The sequence below is a fragment of the Micromonospora sp. WMMD1155 genome, assembly GCF_029581275.1.
Taxonomy (GTDB): Bacteria; Actinomycetota; Actinomycetes; order Mycobacteriales; family Micromonosporaceae; genus Micromonospora.
Map to the genome: position 1 here is coordinate 7330860 of NZ_CP120742.1, position 13568 is coordinate 7344427.

Sequence of the window (13568 nt, forward strand, 5' to 3'; positions counted from 1 at the left end):
GGTCATAGCCGAGGAGCCCGACGACTCCCGTCAGCACGACCAGATGGGCTGACTCAACGCACCCCTCGCTTTCTCAGCTGGATTTACCGAACCCGTCAGCTGCACGCAGACCGGCACGGAGGCGCCCATCCGTCCGGTCGGCCGCCTGCGGTCACCGAGGGCGGGGTGCGGGCCAGATCACGTTCCGTCCTCAAGCATGTCGACGTAGGCTAACTTCGTTCGGCTATGTCATCACCATCGAGTTGAGGGGCTGCAATGGGCAGTTCAGAAACATCGAACGCCGGGCCGGTGACGCCAGGCCGCCTGATCGGGCGCCTCCTGCGCGGGGTCCGCGCCGGTGAGCGCCGCAGCGTCGCCCGGCATCCCGCGCTTCAGAGCAGCGAGACCGTCGTGCTGGATAGTCCCGCCTTCGCGCCAGGTTCGCCCATCCCAACTCGGCACGCTGGCGAGGGCGTCGGTGACAACCTCTCGCCCGCGTTGGCCTGGTCGCATGTGCCCGCCGGCACGCGGCAGCTCCTGCTGATCTTCGAGGACCTGGACGTGCCGCTGCGTAAACCGCTTCTGCACACCGTCGCCCTGCTGGACGCGGCGCTGCCCGGGCTATCCGAGGGACAGCTCAACAAGCCCGGCGAGGGCGTCCGGTTCCTTCCGGCCGCGTTCGGGCGGACGGGCTACGCCGGTCCGCGTCCGATCCCTGGCCACGGCACGCACACCTACCGCTTCCTGCTGTACGCGCTGGACCGGCCGATTGCCGACGACCTGCCGACGGCGTCGGTCGAGGCCCTGCTGGCCCAGGCGAGCGGGCACGTCCTGGCCGCCGGACAACTGGCCGGCACCTACCGGCGCGACTGAGTGAGGCCCGAGATGAACCCGGATTTGAGTGCCGAGCTCGACGTCCTCGCCGAAGCTGATGAGCGAGCCCGCCGCTACGTCGCGGGCATCGGCCGCCGACCGGTCTTCCCGCCGGACGACGCCCTGCGCAACCTCCGCCAATTCGACGAACCCCTGCCGCAGCGGGGCGAAGGCGCACTGGCGACGCTGCGGTTGCTCGACGAGTACGGAACACCGGCCACCGTTGAGAGCAACGGCGGGCGCTACTTCGGCTTCGTGGTCGGGGCCAGTCTGCCGGCCGCGGCCGCGGCCGACCGACTTGTGTTGGCCTGGGACAACGGGGCGCTTGGCCACGTCACGTCGCCCGCCGCGGCTGCGGTCGAGCGGGTGGCCGGCCGCTGGCTGCTCGACATCCTCGACCTTCCGCGGGACAGCGCGGTCGGCTTCACCACCAGCGCGACCGCGGGCACGTTGATCGCGGTCGCCACGGCCCGGCGGGCGGCGCTGAAGCGGCTGGGCTGGGATCTCGACCGTCGCGGTCTAGGCGGGGCGCCGCAGATCCGTGTGGTCGTCTCCGAGCTCGCACACGTGGCTGTCCGCAAGGCGCTGCGAGTGCTGGGCTTCGGCGCGGACAACCTCACCGTCGCACCCGCCGACGAGCACGGCCGGATTGACCCCGCCCGGCTGCCCGAGCTGACCTCGGCCACGATCCTGATCCTGCAGGCCGGCGAAGTGAACACCGGCGACTGCGATCCATTCGATCAGATCGTCCCGCGGGCGCGCACCGCCGGAGCGTGGATCCACGTCGACGGCGCATTCGGCCTGTGGGCCCGCGCCTCAGCCCACCGCGACCTGACCGCGGGCGTGGACGGCGCGGACAGCTGGACAGTCGACGGCCACAAGTGGCTGAACACTCCATACGACACGGCGATGGTCATCGTCCGAGACGCCGCCGCCCTGGCCGAGTCAATGAACTCCGATGCCGCCTACTCCATCGCCTCGGCCGACTCGCAGAAGAACCTGACGTTCGAGTTCTCCCGCCGGGCCCGCGGCGTTTCGGTATGGGCTGCCCTGCGCTCGCTGGGCCGCGACGGGGTGGCCGACCTCGTCGAGCGGACAGTCGCCATGAGCACGCAGATCGCCGCAGGGCTTCGCGAGGCCGGTTACACGGTGCACAACCGGGTCGTCCTGAACCAGATCATCGCTTCGGGCGCAACTGACGCCGAGACGGTCCGCGTCATCAGCGCCGCGCAGGAATCCGGGCGTACGTGGTTCGGCGGGGGCGTGTGGCGTGGCCGGCGGGTTCTGCGGATCTCGGTGTCGTCGTGGCGCACCCGCCCGCAGGACGTTCGTGACCTCATCGATCTGCTCGGCGAGCTGCGCCGTCAGCATCGACTCCAGTCCGCCGACGATCACCTCCTGCCGGACCGGTGAGCGAACCAGCCGCACACCGCACCTCGCTCACATGAAAGAACACGACGGCTCGTGGACCCCTGCCGCCGAAAGCAACCACCGGCGGCCCTTCTCCTGGACCGCATTCTCAACACCCCTACGAAAGAGGTAGCCATGTCAAACGTCACCTTCGATTTCACCGGCAAGGTGGTTCTGGTCACCGGCGGCGGCAGCGGCATTGGTCTGCAGGTCGCCAAGGACTTCGCCGCGGCCGGCGCGGACGTCGTCATCGCGGGCCGGACCACGTCGCGTCTGGACGCGGCAGTCACGGAGATCGGCGCCAAGGCGAGCGCGAGCACCCTGGACATCGGCGACGGCGACGCGGTGCGCGCGTTGATCGCCGATATGGTCAACCGGTACGGGCGCCTCGACGTGGTCGTGAGCAACGCGGCGAGCTACATCCCCGGCGACATCACCGACGTTGCCCCGTCCGACTGGGAGCAGCTGCGCCGCACGAACATCGACGGCTTCTTCCACCTGGCGCAGGCGGCACTGCCCGAGCTGGCCAAGACGGGCGGAAGTTTCGTCGCCACCTCCAGCGTGTCGGGCCTGCGCGGGGACTGGGGTTCGCCCATCTACAACGCCTCGAAGGGCGCGGTCTCGCTGTTCGTGCAGGCGCTCGCCCTGGACTGGGGCGCCAAAGGTGTGCGGGTCAACGCCGTGGCGCCGTCGCTCACCAACACCGAGCCGGTCGCGGGCGTGACCGGTAACGACACACTGCTACGGCAGTTCGAGGCGAGGGTCGCGCTCGGGCGCATCGCGGAGCCCGACGACATCTCCCCGGTGGTGCTCTTCCTCGCCTCTGACTCGGCCCGATACGTCAACGGGGTGATCCTGCCCGTCGACGGAGGCACCAGTGCGTCCACCGGTCAGGCACGACCCGCCTGACGAGGTTCTCGGTCACGTCACAACCACGGAGTCATCGCAGTCAAAACAGCTACGGCTGCGTCACTGGGCACTGATCATTCATCAGGAGACGAGCAATGAAATCTATCCAGTTCAGCGAGTACGGCGTTCCGGACTCGCTGCGCCTGGTCGAGGCCGAACCCACCCCGGCGCGTGCCGGCGAGGTCCGGGTGGCCATCGAAGCGGCACCGCTGAACCCCTCGGACTTCATGCTGACCGACGGTCGATACCCGTTCCGGCCGGCGCTGCCATCGCCGGCCGGCTCCGAGGGCGTCGGCCGGGTCATCGACGTCGGCGACGGCGTGACGGCGGTCGAGCAGGGCGATCGGGTGCTGGTCCTGCCGTCGGGGCAGCCGGGCACCTGGCAGCAGGAAATTGTGATTGCCGAACGGTTCGTGGTGCGGGTCGGTCGCGACATCGACCCGGTGCAACTGGCCACGGTGGGGATCAACGCGGCCACCGCCCACCTGCTACTGCGCTACGGCAACCTGAGGCCCGGCGCCTGGGTGGCCCAGACCGCGGCGAACTCCGGTCTCGGCGCCTTCATCATCGCGCTCGCCCGCCGTGCCGGCCTGCGGACGCTGAACATCGTGCGTCGGCCCGGGGTCGCGGACCCGCTGCTCGACGCCGGCGCCGACGCGGTGGTGGTCAGCGACGACGCCCTCACCGCCGGGGTCGGCGAGGCGCTCGGTGACGAGAAGGTCTCTCTGCTGCTCGACGGGGTCGGCGGTCCGCTCGTCGCGGAGCTGGCGCCGTTCCTGGCGCGCGAGGCGGACATCGTCAGCTTCGCGGCGATGAGCGGACAACCGATCGCCGTGCACCCGATGTACCTCAACTTCAAGAACCTGCACGTACACGGGTTCTGGCTGAACAATTGGCTCGACTCCGCCCCGCGCGCCGAGATCGAACAGGTCTACGCAGAGATCATCGACCTGATCGCCGACCGGGTGCTGTCGACGCGCATCGAGGCCACCTACCGCCTCGATGAGCACGCTGAGGCGATCGCGCACGCGCGGTCCACCGGCCGCCACGGAAAGATCGTCTTCACCAACGACGTGTTGGTGACGCGATGAAGGCCGTGGTGGTGCAACGTCCGGGAACGGACAAGCCCCTGGAGGTGGTCGAGCTGCCCGACCCGGGCCAGCCGCAGTTCGGCGAGATCAGGGTACGCCTGCACGGCAGCACCCTGAACTTCCACGACAGCCTGGCCATCCGCAGCGCCACCACCCCGGTCGGGCACATCCCGCTCGCCGACGGGGCGGGCGTCGTGGAAGCGGTCGGCCCAGGGGTGGACGAGCTGGTGACCGGCGACCACGTGGTGGCGAGTTTCTTCCCGTTCTGGAACGACGGCCGGCCGACCGTCGACACCTTCAGCCGCACCCCGGGCCTCGGCCTCGCCGGCTACGCCCGCGAGATCGTGGTGGCGCCCGCCGCTCAGTTCGTCAAGGCGCCCCGGGGCTACAGCCACCCCGAGGCGGCGACGCTCACCGTCGCCGGGTTGACCGCCTGGCGGGCCCTGGTGAGCGACGCCGCGGTCACACCAGGCAACCAGGTGTTGATCATGGGCACCGGCGGGGTCGCTGTCTTCGCGTTGCAGTTCGCCAAGATGCTCGGCGCGACCGCGATCGTGACGTCCTCCTCCGACGCCAAGCTGCGACGCGCCAGGCAGTTGGGCGCCGACCACACCGTCAACTACCGCAGCGTGCCCGACTGGGGCCGGCACGTCTTTGACCTTACTGGCGGCGGCGTCGACGTCGTCGTGGAACTGGGCGGCGCGGCCACCCTCCCGCAGTCCATCGACGCCGCCCGGATCGGCGGGCTGATCTCACTGATCGGCATCCTGGCCGGCGTCTCCGGCGACGTGCCCACCGGCACCCTCAACCTCAAGCAGGTCCGGCTGCACGGCCTGGTCGTCGGAAGCCGCACCCAGCAGCAGCAAATGATCCGCGCCATCGATGCCACCGGCACACGTCCCATCATCGACCGCACCTTCGCCCTCGACGACCTGGCCGAGGCCACCGACTACCTCTCCTCCGGCGCCCACCTCGGCAAGGTCGCCATCACCTTCTGATCCGGCTCGAAAGAGGGCCATCAGACCGGCTGCCTTCGATCCTCTCGGGTTCAGGCCGCCACCAGCGACAACCCGGCCGACCCCCGGATCGTTCGTCGGGACACCCTCCTGTCCGCGCCGAGCATCCGGTACGTCACGCCAGGACCGCGAGCACCGCGTCCCACCGAAACGGAGTAACAGATGAAACTCGAAGAGATCTTCCGGATGACCGTCGCGGTGACTCCGCCGATCGTGATCGGCCACACCCCGTTGGGCCTTCGTCAGGTGATTGGCTCCTCCGGGGGCACCGTCGTCGGAGCGCGAATCTCCGGGCGGCTCAATTCCGGCGGCGGCGACTGGCTCCTGGTCACCGGCGACGGCTACGCCCGGCCGGACGTACGACACACGGTGCACACCGACGACGGAGCCGACCTGTACCTGCACGGCACCGGCCTGATCGAGATGAACGACGCCACCCGGGCGGCCATCAGTGGCGGCGCTCCAACCGACTTCGACGACGCCTACCTCCGACTCGGACTGGCCATCGAAAGCGGCGACCCCCGCTACAGCTGGGTCAACCGCGCGCTGTTCCTAGCCGAGGGCCGGATCCAGGAAGGCCCGACCATCGAGTACGTCGTGCACCAGGTCCTCTGACACGGAATACGTGGGGCAGCGCGGGCCGCCCCACTCGCGGTAACGCGAAGCTACGTCCTCGACGTCGAGAACAAGTGTTGCCCAGTCACTCGCCAGGGTCTGGCGGCGCCGCCGCTGCGGCGCGGCGGCGGGCCCGTGAGGTCCGCAGGTTGATGGCGTTGCCGCAGACCAGCACGTCGTGCCAGACTCCGCTGTTGTTGCGTGAGCGGTCGTAGAACGCGGAGCCGCACGCCTCGTTACGGCACACCTTGAGCCGCGGCCACAGACTCGACGTCTGGGCGGCGAGCGACTCGATCAGCAATAGTGAGGCGACAAGCTTCCATCCCGCGCCCTGGGGGCTCGCCACAACGGTGCCGTCGCAGCGCTGCCGCAGGCCAGCCGAGACGCCTGAACCGACGAGCCAGCCGGACGGCGCGTCGCTGGGCGAGCCACGGTGGTGCAGGGTCTGGCGTAGCTGCGCGCGCAGCTCGACCAGCCGCTGCCGGTCCCGCTCCCCGAAAGAGACGGTAGGCGCCGCAACTCCGGCGGTGGCGGACCAATCGGCCAGCTCGGCGGTGAACCACTGCTCAGCGGTGGCGACGTCAGCGAGAAGGTCAGGCTGGCCGCCGCCGTCGGTGTTGATGAAGTTCTGTACGACGTTGAAGCCAGTCGGCGCTGGCGTAAGGCCGTGACGGGTCGTGGCGGTCGAGCTCATCCGCCCATCGTATTGCGGGATTCGGCTACTGGCGACATAGCCGTTACATCTACGATTACGTTATTACGCACTCCGGCGAACGCGGGCGACAACGGTCCGGAAGGCGCGCTTCCGGCCTTCTCCCTGCCGACGCCCAGCACAGGCCGCAACCGCGATGTACCAACAACGCCGGAAACAACCCAAACGAATAGTGGCCTGCTCGAACACGATTAATCTTCTCTATCAGCCCTCTAGGCTCGAACCCATGGCGTCGTGCCCTGCGGTGACAGCAGCGTCCGGCGGTGCTGATCGACGGCGACGTCACACCGTAGTCGGCCGGGCACCGTCGTTGAGCCGCACGACACGGTCGGATGACGACAGGCCAGCGGTCGTCGGGATCCACTGATGTCAGGCAGGTGGTACTTCCGGCGACGGGGGCAGCCGGCGGACGAGGCAGCACTTCAGGAGAGCGCCCGCAGAAACCCCGGGCGAACCGTCACTTTCAGCGACGGTGTCTTCGCCATCTCCATCACACTGCTGGTGCTGGAAATCCAGCCACCGGAGGACACGGCCCACCTGGGACGGGCTCTCGCCGAACTGTGGCCCTCGTTCGTGGCGTACGCGCTGAGCTTCCTCCTAGTCGCCTCGATCTGGGTCAACCACCACGTCCTGTTCGACCAAATCGTCGCAGCTGACCGAGGTCTGCTACTGCTCAACACTGTGCTTCTGATGACTGTGGCGTTCGTGCCGTTCGCGGCGTCTGTACTCGCCGCGGCATTTCGCGATGGGCAGGGCGAGCCGCTCGCCTTGCTGTTCTTCGGTGGCCCGTTCGCACTCGGCACCATCTTCTTCAGCGCGATCTGGCAATACGCTCTGCGCGCACCGCGAGTACTGCACCGACGAGTCAGCGAGTCAGCAGGACGGATCGTGAGCAGGCGTCTTCTCGCGGGTCCACTGCTGACCCTCCTCGGCGCTGCCGCAGGCGCGGTCATCCCCGTACTGGGGCTGGCAATCTTCGCCCTGACGATCCCGGTCTTTTGGTTGCCCCTGCCTGCACTCGAACCAATCCCTCTCGACGACGATGACCCCTGACGGGTACGGGTCGACAGCCCTCGGCGCTCCGACAAGCGCTGTGGTTGCTCTCGTTCCCGCGCAGTGGTCGCCGGCAAGACGGCTAGTGAATGCATCCGCCAGTCCCTGATCCCCTACTGGCATCCAACCGCAAGATCAAGGGAGGTAGGAGCATCAGGCCACGAAGCGGACGTTGCTGACGTCGAGCAGAATGTGCGCCTCGTGGATCGCGATGTTGTCGTTCCCGCGCCCGAGGACACGGCGACGGGTCGGCACCGGCACTCCGTCGAAGACCTGTCGATTCCGCCGTCACTGCGTCCGCATTGCAGGTGCAGATAGGCGATGGCTCGGGGCGGCCGCCGCCGCTAGGCGATCGCGATGGTGAGTAGACGGCGGACGTCGGCGGAGTTGGTGATGACGACGGAGCGGCGGCCTCGTGCGCAGGGGTCCGTATCGGCGGTGGCGAGCAGGATCTGGGCTGCCCGGCGCAGCATGTCGGCGGCTTCCGGGACGGGCATGGGGAGATAGAAGGCGTTGGTGGCGGTGGGACGGCCGTGCAGGAGGAAGGCCATACGCCACAGCGCGGCGGCGGCCGACGGGTCGGTGACAGTCGTCGTGTGTTCGGTGAAGTCCTTGCGATAGCGGCGCCACGTGCCGCCCAGCGCCCGCTGAACGCGATGGTAGTCGCCGCGCGGGACGCCCACCCAGCAGTCGCCGGGCCGACCGGCCACCACCGCCCAGGTGAGGCCGTTCAGGACGCGGACCAGGCGGCCGGCCACCAGGTCGTCACCGGTGTAGGCGATTGGCAGGTAGGTCGGCGTGCTCCCACCGCGTACCGCCGCCCGGGTTATCTCGGCGGCCTCGCCGCCGCGTGGTCGCAGGCACTGCCAGGCGAGCGTCGCCTCGGCGAGGGGGTGCCGGCCCGCGGTGACCTGGGCCAGTGCGGGCAGGACGCCGGTTCCACCCGCGCGGCGGGTTGCGTCGTCGGTGCGTAGCGGCTGGCCGACGAGCCAGGAGCGGCGGGGCGGCGCGATGGCGATCGTCATGCCGGCGTTCCCTTCGTGAGTACTGAAGGAAGTGGTCAGGGAATGGGGCGTTCGCCCAGAATCTGGGTGTCGCGGACCCGGTAGGCCCAGACGGTGATCGACGAGGCGGTCAACTCACCGGACGGGGTGAATGCGATCCTGGTGGTGATGCCGGGCTGGTCGTAGGCCGACACGTACGCGGCCATCGAGGACCGGCTCAGGTGGTTCGAGCCGATGCCGTTGAGGAAGACGGTGGCGGCGTCGTACGCCTCGGCGCTGTTGGTGCCCGGTTCCAGCCCGCCGAATTCGGCCTGGTACTGCTGGATGAACGTGGCCGGCAACGTCTCCGGCGGCCGGCACGGGCAGGTGATGATCGCGTCCTGGGCGGCCCGCTGGCCCGCCGTGTGGAGGAAGCCCTCGTCTTTGACGCCGTCACCGGCGACGAAGGGGGCGGTCACGCCGGCCGCCCGTACCTGGCGGAGGAGCCGCCCGGCCTCGTCGTAGTAGCCGCCGAAGAAGATCACGTCCGGGTCGGCCGCCCGGATCCGGGTGACCACGGCGGTGAGGTCCTCCTGGGCTGGCAGAACGGTGCCGGATTCGACGACCCGCTCGCCGAGGACGCCCATGACCTCGCTCGCCAGGCCGTGCCCGTACGCTCCGGTGTCGTCGATGACGAACACCTTGCTCGCCCGGAGCACCCCGGCGATGTACCGGCCGGCGGCCGGACCCTGCTCGGCGTCGTTGCCGATCAGGCGGTGGAAGGTGGTCCAGCCCCGCGTGCTGAGGCTGGCTTCCGTCGCCGACGGGGTGATGCTAGCGATCTTGGCCTGATCGAGCAGGGGTACGGCCGCCTCGGATTCGCCGGAGAAGGCCGGGCCGACCACACCGAGGATGCGGGGGTCGGACACGACTTCCTGGGCGGCGGCGGGCGCCCGCTTCGGATCGGCCAGGGTGTCGAAGGCGGCAAGTTCCACTGTGCAGGCGGGATGAGCCGCGTTGTACTGGTTGAGAGCCAGCCGCACGCCGTGCTCGATGTTGCGGCCGAGGTTGGCCGCGGCGCCGGAGAGTGGGCCGAAGACTGCTATCCGGGCCTCGCAGCGTGACACCTCGACAGTGGAGGCGTCTGCCCGCTCGCCGCAGGCGGCCACCAGCAGGATGAGAGCCAGGGCTGTCAGTGCGGCCGCGCGACTCATGGCACCTCCCGTACATGATGTTGTGAGACATGGTGGACGGAGAAGGATGATGTTTTCGTGATGTTCCCGGCCCGCACTCCGCTTGCCGTCGTCGTGGCCACGACGCTGGTCCTGGCCGGTTGCGCAACCCCAGCGCCGCCCCCCGTCGCGATGGCGCCCTCGGCCACCCCACGGGTCACCGGTCTCTTCGCGATCACCTCGCGGACCGAGGGCGACATCGTCATCGACGGCCGCGGATACGCTCTCTACCGATCGTCCGACGACGACTCCTCGCCGCCCCGATCCGCCTGCACGGGCCCGTGCGCCGATCAGTGGCCGCCGGTGTCCTGGGCGCCTGATCTGCGGTTGGAGGGGATCAACAGGCAGTTGATCGGGACGTACCGGCGACCAGACGGCCGGATTCAGCTCACGCTGGGCGGGTGGCCCCTCTACGAGTACGCGGGTGACCGCACGCCGGGCGAGACGAACGGACGGGGGCGCGACGGGCGGTGGTGGCTCGTACGACCGGACGGCTCGTCATAGGTTCCCGCTCTGCCGAGGAAGGGTGAGCACCGCCAGCGTGCCGCCAGTGGGCACGGCCTCCAGCCGGAGGTGACCACCGTGTTCCAGGCCGACCCAGGCGGCGATGCTCAGGCCGAGGCCGATCCCGTCGGCTGCCCCGGTGGTGAAACGGGCCGGTGCGCTGTCGGCGATCCCGGGACCTCGATCGGTGATCCGCACCTCGCCCGGGCGTACGGTGAGGCTGAGGGCGCAGGGTTCGGCGCCGATGCGGCCGTGCCGCAGGGCGTTGCTCACCAGGTTCTGCAGGGCGATCCGGATCAGCGTGGGATCGCCGTCAGTGATGGCGACAGTGGTGTCGATGGCAGCGCTGTGCGGCGGAGTGACCAGCTCGGCGACCACCTCCTCGGCCAACTGGTCCAGGCGGAACGGCTGGCGTTGCAGGTCCCGCAGCCCGGCCACCAGGCGGGCGCGGGTGAGCAGCACGTCTACCGCGGCCGAGAGTCGCTCCGCCGAGCCCAGCACTTGACGCAGGGCGTCCGGGGGTTTCTTGCGCTCCGGGTCGGTCAGCGCGGCCTCGGCGGTCGCCCGGATCACGGTCAGCGGTGTGCGCAGCTCGTGGGCGGCGTCGGCCAGGAAGCGCTCCTGTTGGGTGAGTGCCTCGGCCGCCGGCCGGGTGCCGCGGCGGGCCAGCAGATGGCCACCGAACCCGGCGACGAGCATGAAGACCAATCCGCCGACCAGGAGCCACGCGGCCAGATTGCGATGGGCTCGCTTCCCCGGCCGCGGGTCGCCGACCACCACCACGGTGCCGGCGACGGCCCGCGTGACAGCGTGGCGGAACGGAACGGCCAGCAGGCGTACCGAATCGGTGTCCACGTCCGGCACCTGGAGCGTCCGTCCGGCGCCGGTCCGCCACACCTCGCGGGCCGGGGCGAGCAGGTGATGGGACGCGATGATCGGCAGCCCGGCCGGGTGGGCGAAGACCAGCGTCACGTCGGTGCGCATGCCCTCATAGACAAAGACGCCGGTGGAGCCCTGCCCGGCCGGGTCGGTGAAGAGGTTGTGCAGACGCAGCACGCCCGACTCGTAGGTGAGCAGGGCGACCGCCGTACTGGCCGTCCGTTGCATCTCGGCGGTCTCCACCTGGGCGCGCTGCCTGCCGTCGATGACCAGGGCGACCGCGCCCATGCCGGCGAGCCCGGCCACGTTGAGCACCAGCAGCAGCACCGTCAGCCATACCCGCAGCCGGACCAGCCGAGCGGCGGTCTGCAAGGGGACCGGCCGGCGGCTGGATCCGGCGCTGGACGGCCTTCGCCGCCGGACGGCCGCCGGCAGCCGGGGAGTCACCGGGCGGACAGCAGGCGGTAGCCGGCGCCCCGCACGGTGACGATCACCGTGGGCTCACCGAGCTTGCGCCGCAGTTGCGCGATGATCACGTCGACCACGTTGGACGCCGGATCGGCCGCCTCGTCCCAGCAGTGCTCGATCAGGTCGGTACGGCTGACCACGGACGGGTCGTGGACCATCAGCATCTCCAGCACCGCGAACTCCTTGGGCGTGAGGATCTGCAGGACGCCGGCCCGACGCACCTCGCGGCGGGCGACATCCATCTCGATGTCGTCGACGCGGAGCACCGCAGGGTGGATCACACCGCCACGCCGGCACAGCGCCCGGACCCGCTGGATCAGCTCATTGGTGAAGAACGGCTTGGACACGTAGTCGTCGGCGCCCGCCTCGAAGCCGTCCACCCGGTCGTGCGGGTCGTCCAACGCGGTGAGCATGAGCACCGGGACGGTCAGCCCCCGGCGCCGCCGGTCGTGCAGCGGCCCGGCCGAGTCGCCGTCGGTCAGAATCCGGTCGAGGACAACGCAGTCGTAGGCATTGACGCTCAGGTTGACGTCCGCGTGCCGCCAGTCGGCGGCCTCGTCGACAGCGAGGCCGGCCGAGCGCAGGGCGGCGGCGACCGCCGCACGCACCTGCGCGTCGTCCTCAACGATCAGCACCCGCATCGCTCACCGCACCGCCGACCCGCGGGTCAGGACGCCAAAAGCAGCCACTTCTGGTCCTCGTCCGTCTTGTCCAGGTCCCACTGCCAGACCAGGTAACCGTTCCAGGTGCTGCCCGCCATCGGTGGCTTCTTGTCGTCGCCGGACAGGTCCAGCACCTTGCCGGAGTGGCGGTTGGTGATCCACACCTTGCCGTTGCCGGCGTCCGACAACTTCCACTGGTGGTTTGGGTTGTCGGGCTTCTTGTCCGCGACCACCAGATAGGCCTGGTTGGACAAGGAACCCTTCTCCACCGCCAGCGACTTGTGCAGGAAGTTGTTGGTGATGGTCACGTACCCGCTGACCGGAGCGGGGGCGATCCGCCAGTACTGGTCCTTGCCGTGCGTGTTGGCCCACAACTGCACCCGGGTGCCGGACTTCGTCGCGGCCACGTCCGTGCCGGGTATTTCTACGATCGCCCCGGCCCAAGCGTTCTGGAGCTGGTAGGTCCTGGCCGGGTCGTACAGCTGCTTCGGCGCGGCGGGTGCGCCCGAGGGCGGCGGCGCCGGCTGCCCCGACGGGGGTGGGGACGGGACTGCGGAGCCGGCCGGGCCGGACGCGGGGGGCGACGACGGGGCCAGCGACGGGCTCGATGCCGCGACCGGAGGTTTGACCTGGTTACCGTTCAGCTGCAGGACCTCCCGGTACATCGGCTCGTACGCCGGCACCAGGTCCGCCAACTGGGCGACGGAGGTGGGAGGCAGGCCCCCCGCCTGCCGGATCGTGTTCGCCCCCCACTGGAAGGCGCCCAGTGACAAGCGGTAGGGGTCCGCGCCGGTGAACCCGGAGAACTGGTTGGTCAGGTCGCACATCGCCGAGCCGAGCACGGTGATCGCGTCGGTCGGATTCCACACCGAGTCGCTCGGTCCGGCGTACTGCGTCCACATCTCCGGGCTGAACTGGGCGATGCCCTGGCCCTGCTCGGTACGCAGGTTGCCGTCGAAGTTGGAGGCCGCGCGCAACTGGGCGGCGATCCGCACCGGGGTCACCTGGGGGCAGACGCCGCCGGCCCGGTTGATCACCGGGACCAGAGCGGCCGGCAGCAGCGAGGTCCGCGCCGGGATGGAGACGGGTTTGGGCGACGGTCGGGTTGGCGACGGCACCGCCTTCGGCGCGTTGGGGTCGAACTGCCGCTGGTCGGCATACCAGGAGGCGTAGCCGGTGGCG

Annotated in this window: 14 protein-coding genes; 8 read left to right on the plus strand and 6 right to left on the minus strand. The window is 69.7% G+C overall.

The window, feature by feature from the left end; genetic code table 11:
• Nucleotides 1-255: 255 nt before the first annotated feature.
• The 6 genes from O7617_RS33340 (at nucleotide 256) to O7617_RS33365 (ending at nucleotide 5893) form a co-directional block, all read left to right on the plus strand.
• Entirely contained in the window at nucleotides 256-852 is a 597-nt protein-coding gene (locus O7617_RS33340) for a YbhB/YbcL family Raf kinase inhibitor-like protein (RefSeq protein ID WP_282260633.1), read from the plus strand.
• Nucleotides 853-864: 12 nt separating this feature from the next.
• Nucleotides 865-2265, plus strand: coding sequence for an aminotransferase class V-fold PLP-dependent enzyme (locus tag O7617_RS33345; RefSeq protein ID WP_282260634.1), 1401 nt, complete (start codon nucleotides 865-867; stop codon nucleotides 2263-2265).
• Nucleotides 2266-2397: 132 nt separating this feature from the next.
• Complete coding sequence (locus O7617_RS33350; RefSeq protein ID WP_282260635.1) at nucleotides 2398-3171, plus strand: SDR family oxidoreductase; 774 nt, start codon at nucleotides 2398-2400, stop codon at nucleotides 3169-3171.
• Nucleotides 3172-3266: 95 nt separating this feature from the next.
• The gene (locus O7617_RS33355; RefSeq protein ID WP_282260636.1) at nucleotides 3267-4262 is read left to right on the plus strand and encodes a zinc-dependent alcohol dehydrogenase family protein; all 996 of its coding nucleotides are present in this window, start codon (nucleotides 3267-3269) and stop codon (nucleotides 4260-4262) included.
• Nucleotides 4259-5260, plus strand: a complete 1002-nt coding sequence (locus O7617_RS33360) for an NAD(P)-dependent alcohol dehydrogenase (protein ID WP_282260637.1) — start codon at nucleotides 4259-4261, stop codon at nucleotides 5258-5260. Before O7617_RS33355 ends, O7617_RS33360 begins: the two co-directional genes overlap by 4 nt.
• Before the next feature lie 180 nt (nucleotides 5261-5440).
• Nucleotides 5441-5893 carry a DUF3237 domain-containing protein gene (locus O7617_RS33365; protein WP_282260639.1) on the plus strand — a complete coding sequence of 151 codons (453 nt, stop codon included), beginning with the start codon at nucleotides 5441-5443 and terminating at the stop codon, nucleotides 5891-5893.
• Nucleotides 5894-5978: 85 nt separating this feature from the next.
• Here the strand turns inward: O7617_RS33365 and O7617_RS33370 are convergent, their stop codons facing one another.
• The gene (locus tag O7617_RS33370; protein ID WP_282260641.1) at nucleotides 5979-6587 is read right to left on the minus strand and encodes a CGNR zinc finger domain-containing protein; all 609 of its coding nucleotides are present in this window, start codon (nucleotides 6585-6587) and stop codon (nucleotides 5979-5981) included.
• Nucleotides 6588-6971: 384 nt separating this feature from the next.
• Between O7617_RS33370 and O7617_RS33375 the strand changes: the two genes are divergently transcribed.
• Nucleotides 6972-7658, plus strand: a complete 687-nt coding sequence (locus O7617_RS33375; protein WP_282260642.1) for a TMEM175 family protein — start codon at nucleotides 6972-6974, stop codon at nucleotides 7656-7658.
• 344 nt (nucleotides 7659-8002) lie between these two features.
• Here O7617_RS33375 and O7617_RS33380 read toward each other — a convergent pair whose 3' ends face one another.
• Nucleotides 8003-8683 (minus strand): hypothetical protein, encoded by a 681-nt coding sequence (locus O7617_RS33380; protein ID WP_282260644.1) that lies wholly within the window; start codon nucleotides 8681-8683, stop codon nucleotides 8003-8005.
• 35 nt (nucleotides 8684-8718) lie between these two features.
• Nucleotides 8719-9855: a branched-chain amino acid ABC transporter substrate-binding protein gene (locus O7617_RS33385; RefSeq protein ID WP_282260645.1), complete on the minus strand. Its 1137-nt coding sequence runs from the start codon at nucleotides 9853-9855 to the stop codon at nucleotides 8719-8721.
• 60 nt (nucleotides 9856-9915) lie between these two features.
• On the opposite strand from O7617_RS33385, the gene O7617_RS33390 reads away from it, so the two are divergent.
• Nucleotides 9916-10377, plus strand: coding sequence for a hypothetical protein (locus O7617_RS33390; protein ID WP_282264937.1), 462 nt, complete (start codon nucleotides 9916-9918; stop codon nucleotides 10375-10377).
• Here the strand turns inward: O7617_RS33390 and O7617_RS33395 are convergent.
• The 3 genes from O7617_RS33395 to O7617_RS33405 form a co-directional block, all read right to left on the minus strand.
• Nucleotides 10372-11628, minus strand: a complete 1257-nt coding sequence (locus O7617_RS33395; RefSeq protein WP_282260647.1) for a HAMP domain-containing sensor histidine kinase — start codon at nucleotides 11626-11628, stop codon at nucleotides 10372-10374. The two genes, O7617_RS33390 and O7617_RS33395, sit on opposite strands and share 6 nt — an antisense overlap.
• A 71-nt stretch (nucleotides 11629-11699) precedes the next feature.
• Nucleotides 11700-12365, minus strand: a complete 666-nt coding sequence (locus tag O7617_RS33400) for a response regulator transcription factor (protein ID WP_282260648.1) — start codon at nucleotides 12363-12365, stop codon at nucleotides 11700-11702.
• A 26-nt stretch (nucleotides 12366-12391) separates the two neighbouring features.
• On the minus strand, nucleotides 12392-13568 hold a 1177-nt coding region (locus O7617_RS33405; protein ID WP_282260649.1), incomplete at its 5' end, for an RICIN domain-containing protein.

Excerpts from the sequence above, each read along its gene's own strand:
- O7617_RS33340 (WP_282260633.1), top strand. The coding sequence starts at position 256 with ATGGGCAGTTCAGAAACATCGAACGCCGGGCCGGTGACGCCAGGCCGC.
- O7617_RS33345 (WP_282260634.1), top strand. The coding sequence starts at position 865 with ATGAACCCGGATTTGAGTGCCGAGCTCGACGTCCTCGCCGAAGCTGAT.
- O7617_RS33350 (WP_282260635.1), top strand. The coding sequence starts at position 2,398 with ATGTCAAACGTCACCTTCGATTTCACCGGCAAGGTGGTTCTGGTCACC.
- O7617_RS33355 (WP_282260636.1), top strand. The coding sequence starts at position 3,267 with ATGAAATCTATCCAGTTCAGCGAGTACGGCGTTCCGGACTCGCTGCGC.
- O7617_RS33360 (WP_282260637.1), top strand. The coding sequence starts at position 4,259 with ATGAAGGCCGTGGTGGTGCAACGTCCGGGAACGGACAAGCCCCTGGAG.
- O7617_RS33365 (WP_282260639.1), top strand. The coding sequence starts at position 5,441 with ATGAAACTCGAAGAGATCTTCCGGATGACCGTCGCGGTGACTCCGCCG.
- O7617_RS33370 (WP_282260641.1), bottom strand. The coding sequence starts at position 6,587 with ATGAGCTCGACCGCCACGACCCGTCACGGCCTTACGCCAGCGCCGACT.
- O7617_RS33375 (WP_282260642.1), top strand. The coding sequence starts at position 6,972 with ATGTCAGGCAGGTGGTACTTCCGGCGACGGGGGCAGCCGGCGGACGAG.
- O7617_RS33380 (WP_282260644.1), bottom strand. The coding sequence starts at position 8,683 with ATGACGATCGCCATCGCGCCGCCCCGCCGCTCCTGGCTCGTCGGCCAG.
- O7617_RS33385 (WP_282260645.1), bottom strand. The coding sequence starts at position 9,855 with ATGAGTCGCGCGGCCGCACTGACAGCCCTGGCTCTCATCCTGCTGGTG.
- O7617_RS33390 (WP_282264937.1), top strand. The coding sequence starts at position 9,916 with ATGTTCCCGGCCCGCACTCCGCTTGCCGTCGTCGTGGCCACGACGCTG.
- O7617_RS33400 (WP_282260648.1), bottom strand. The coding sequence starts at position 12,365 with ATGCGGGTGCTGATCGTTGAGGACGACGCGCAGGTGCGTGCGGCGGTC.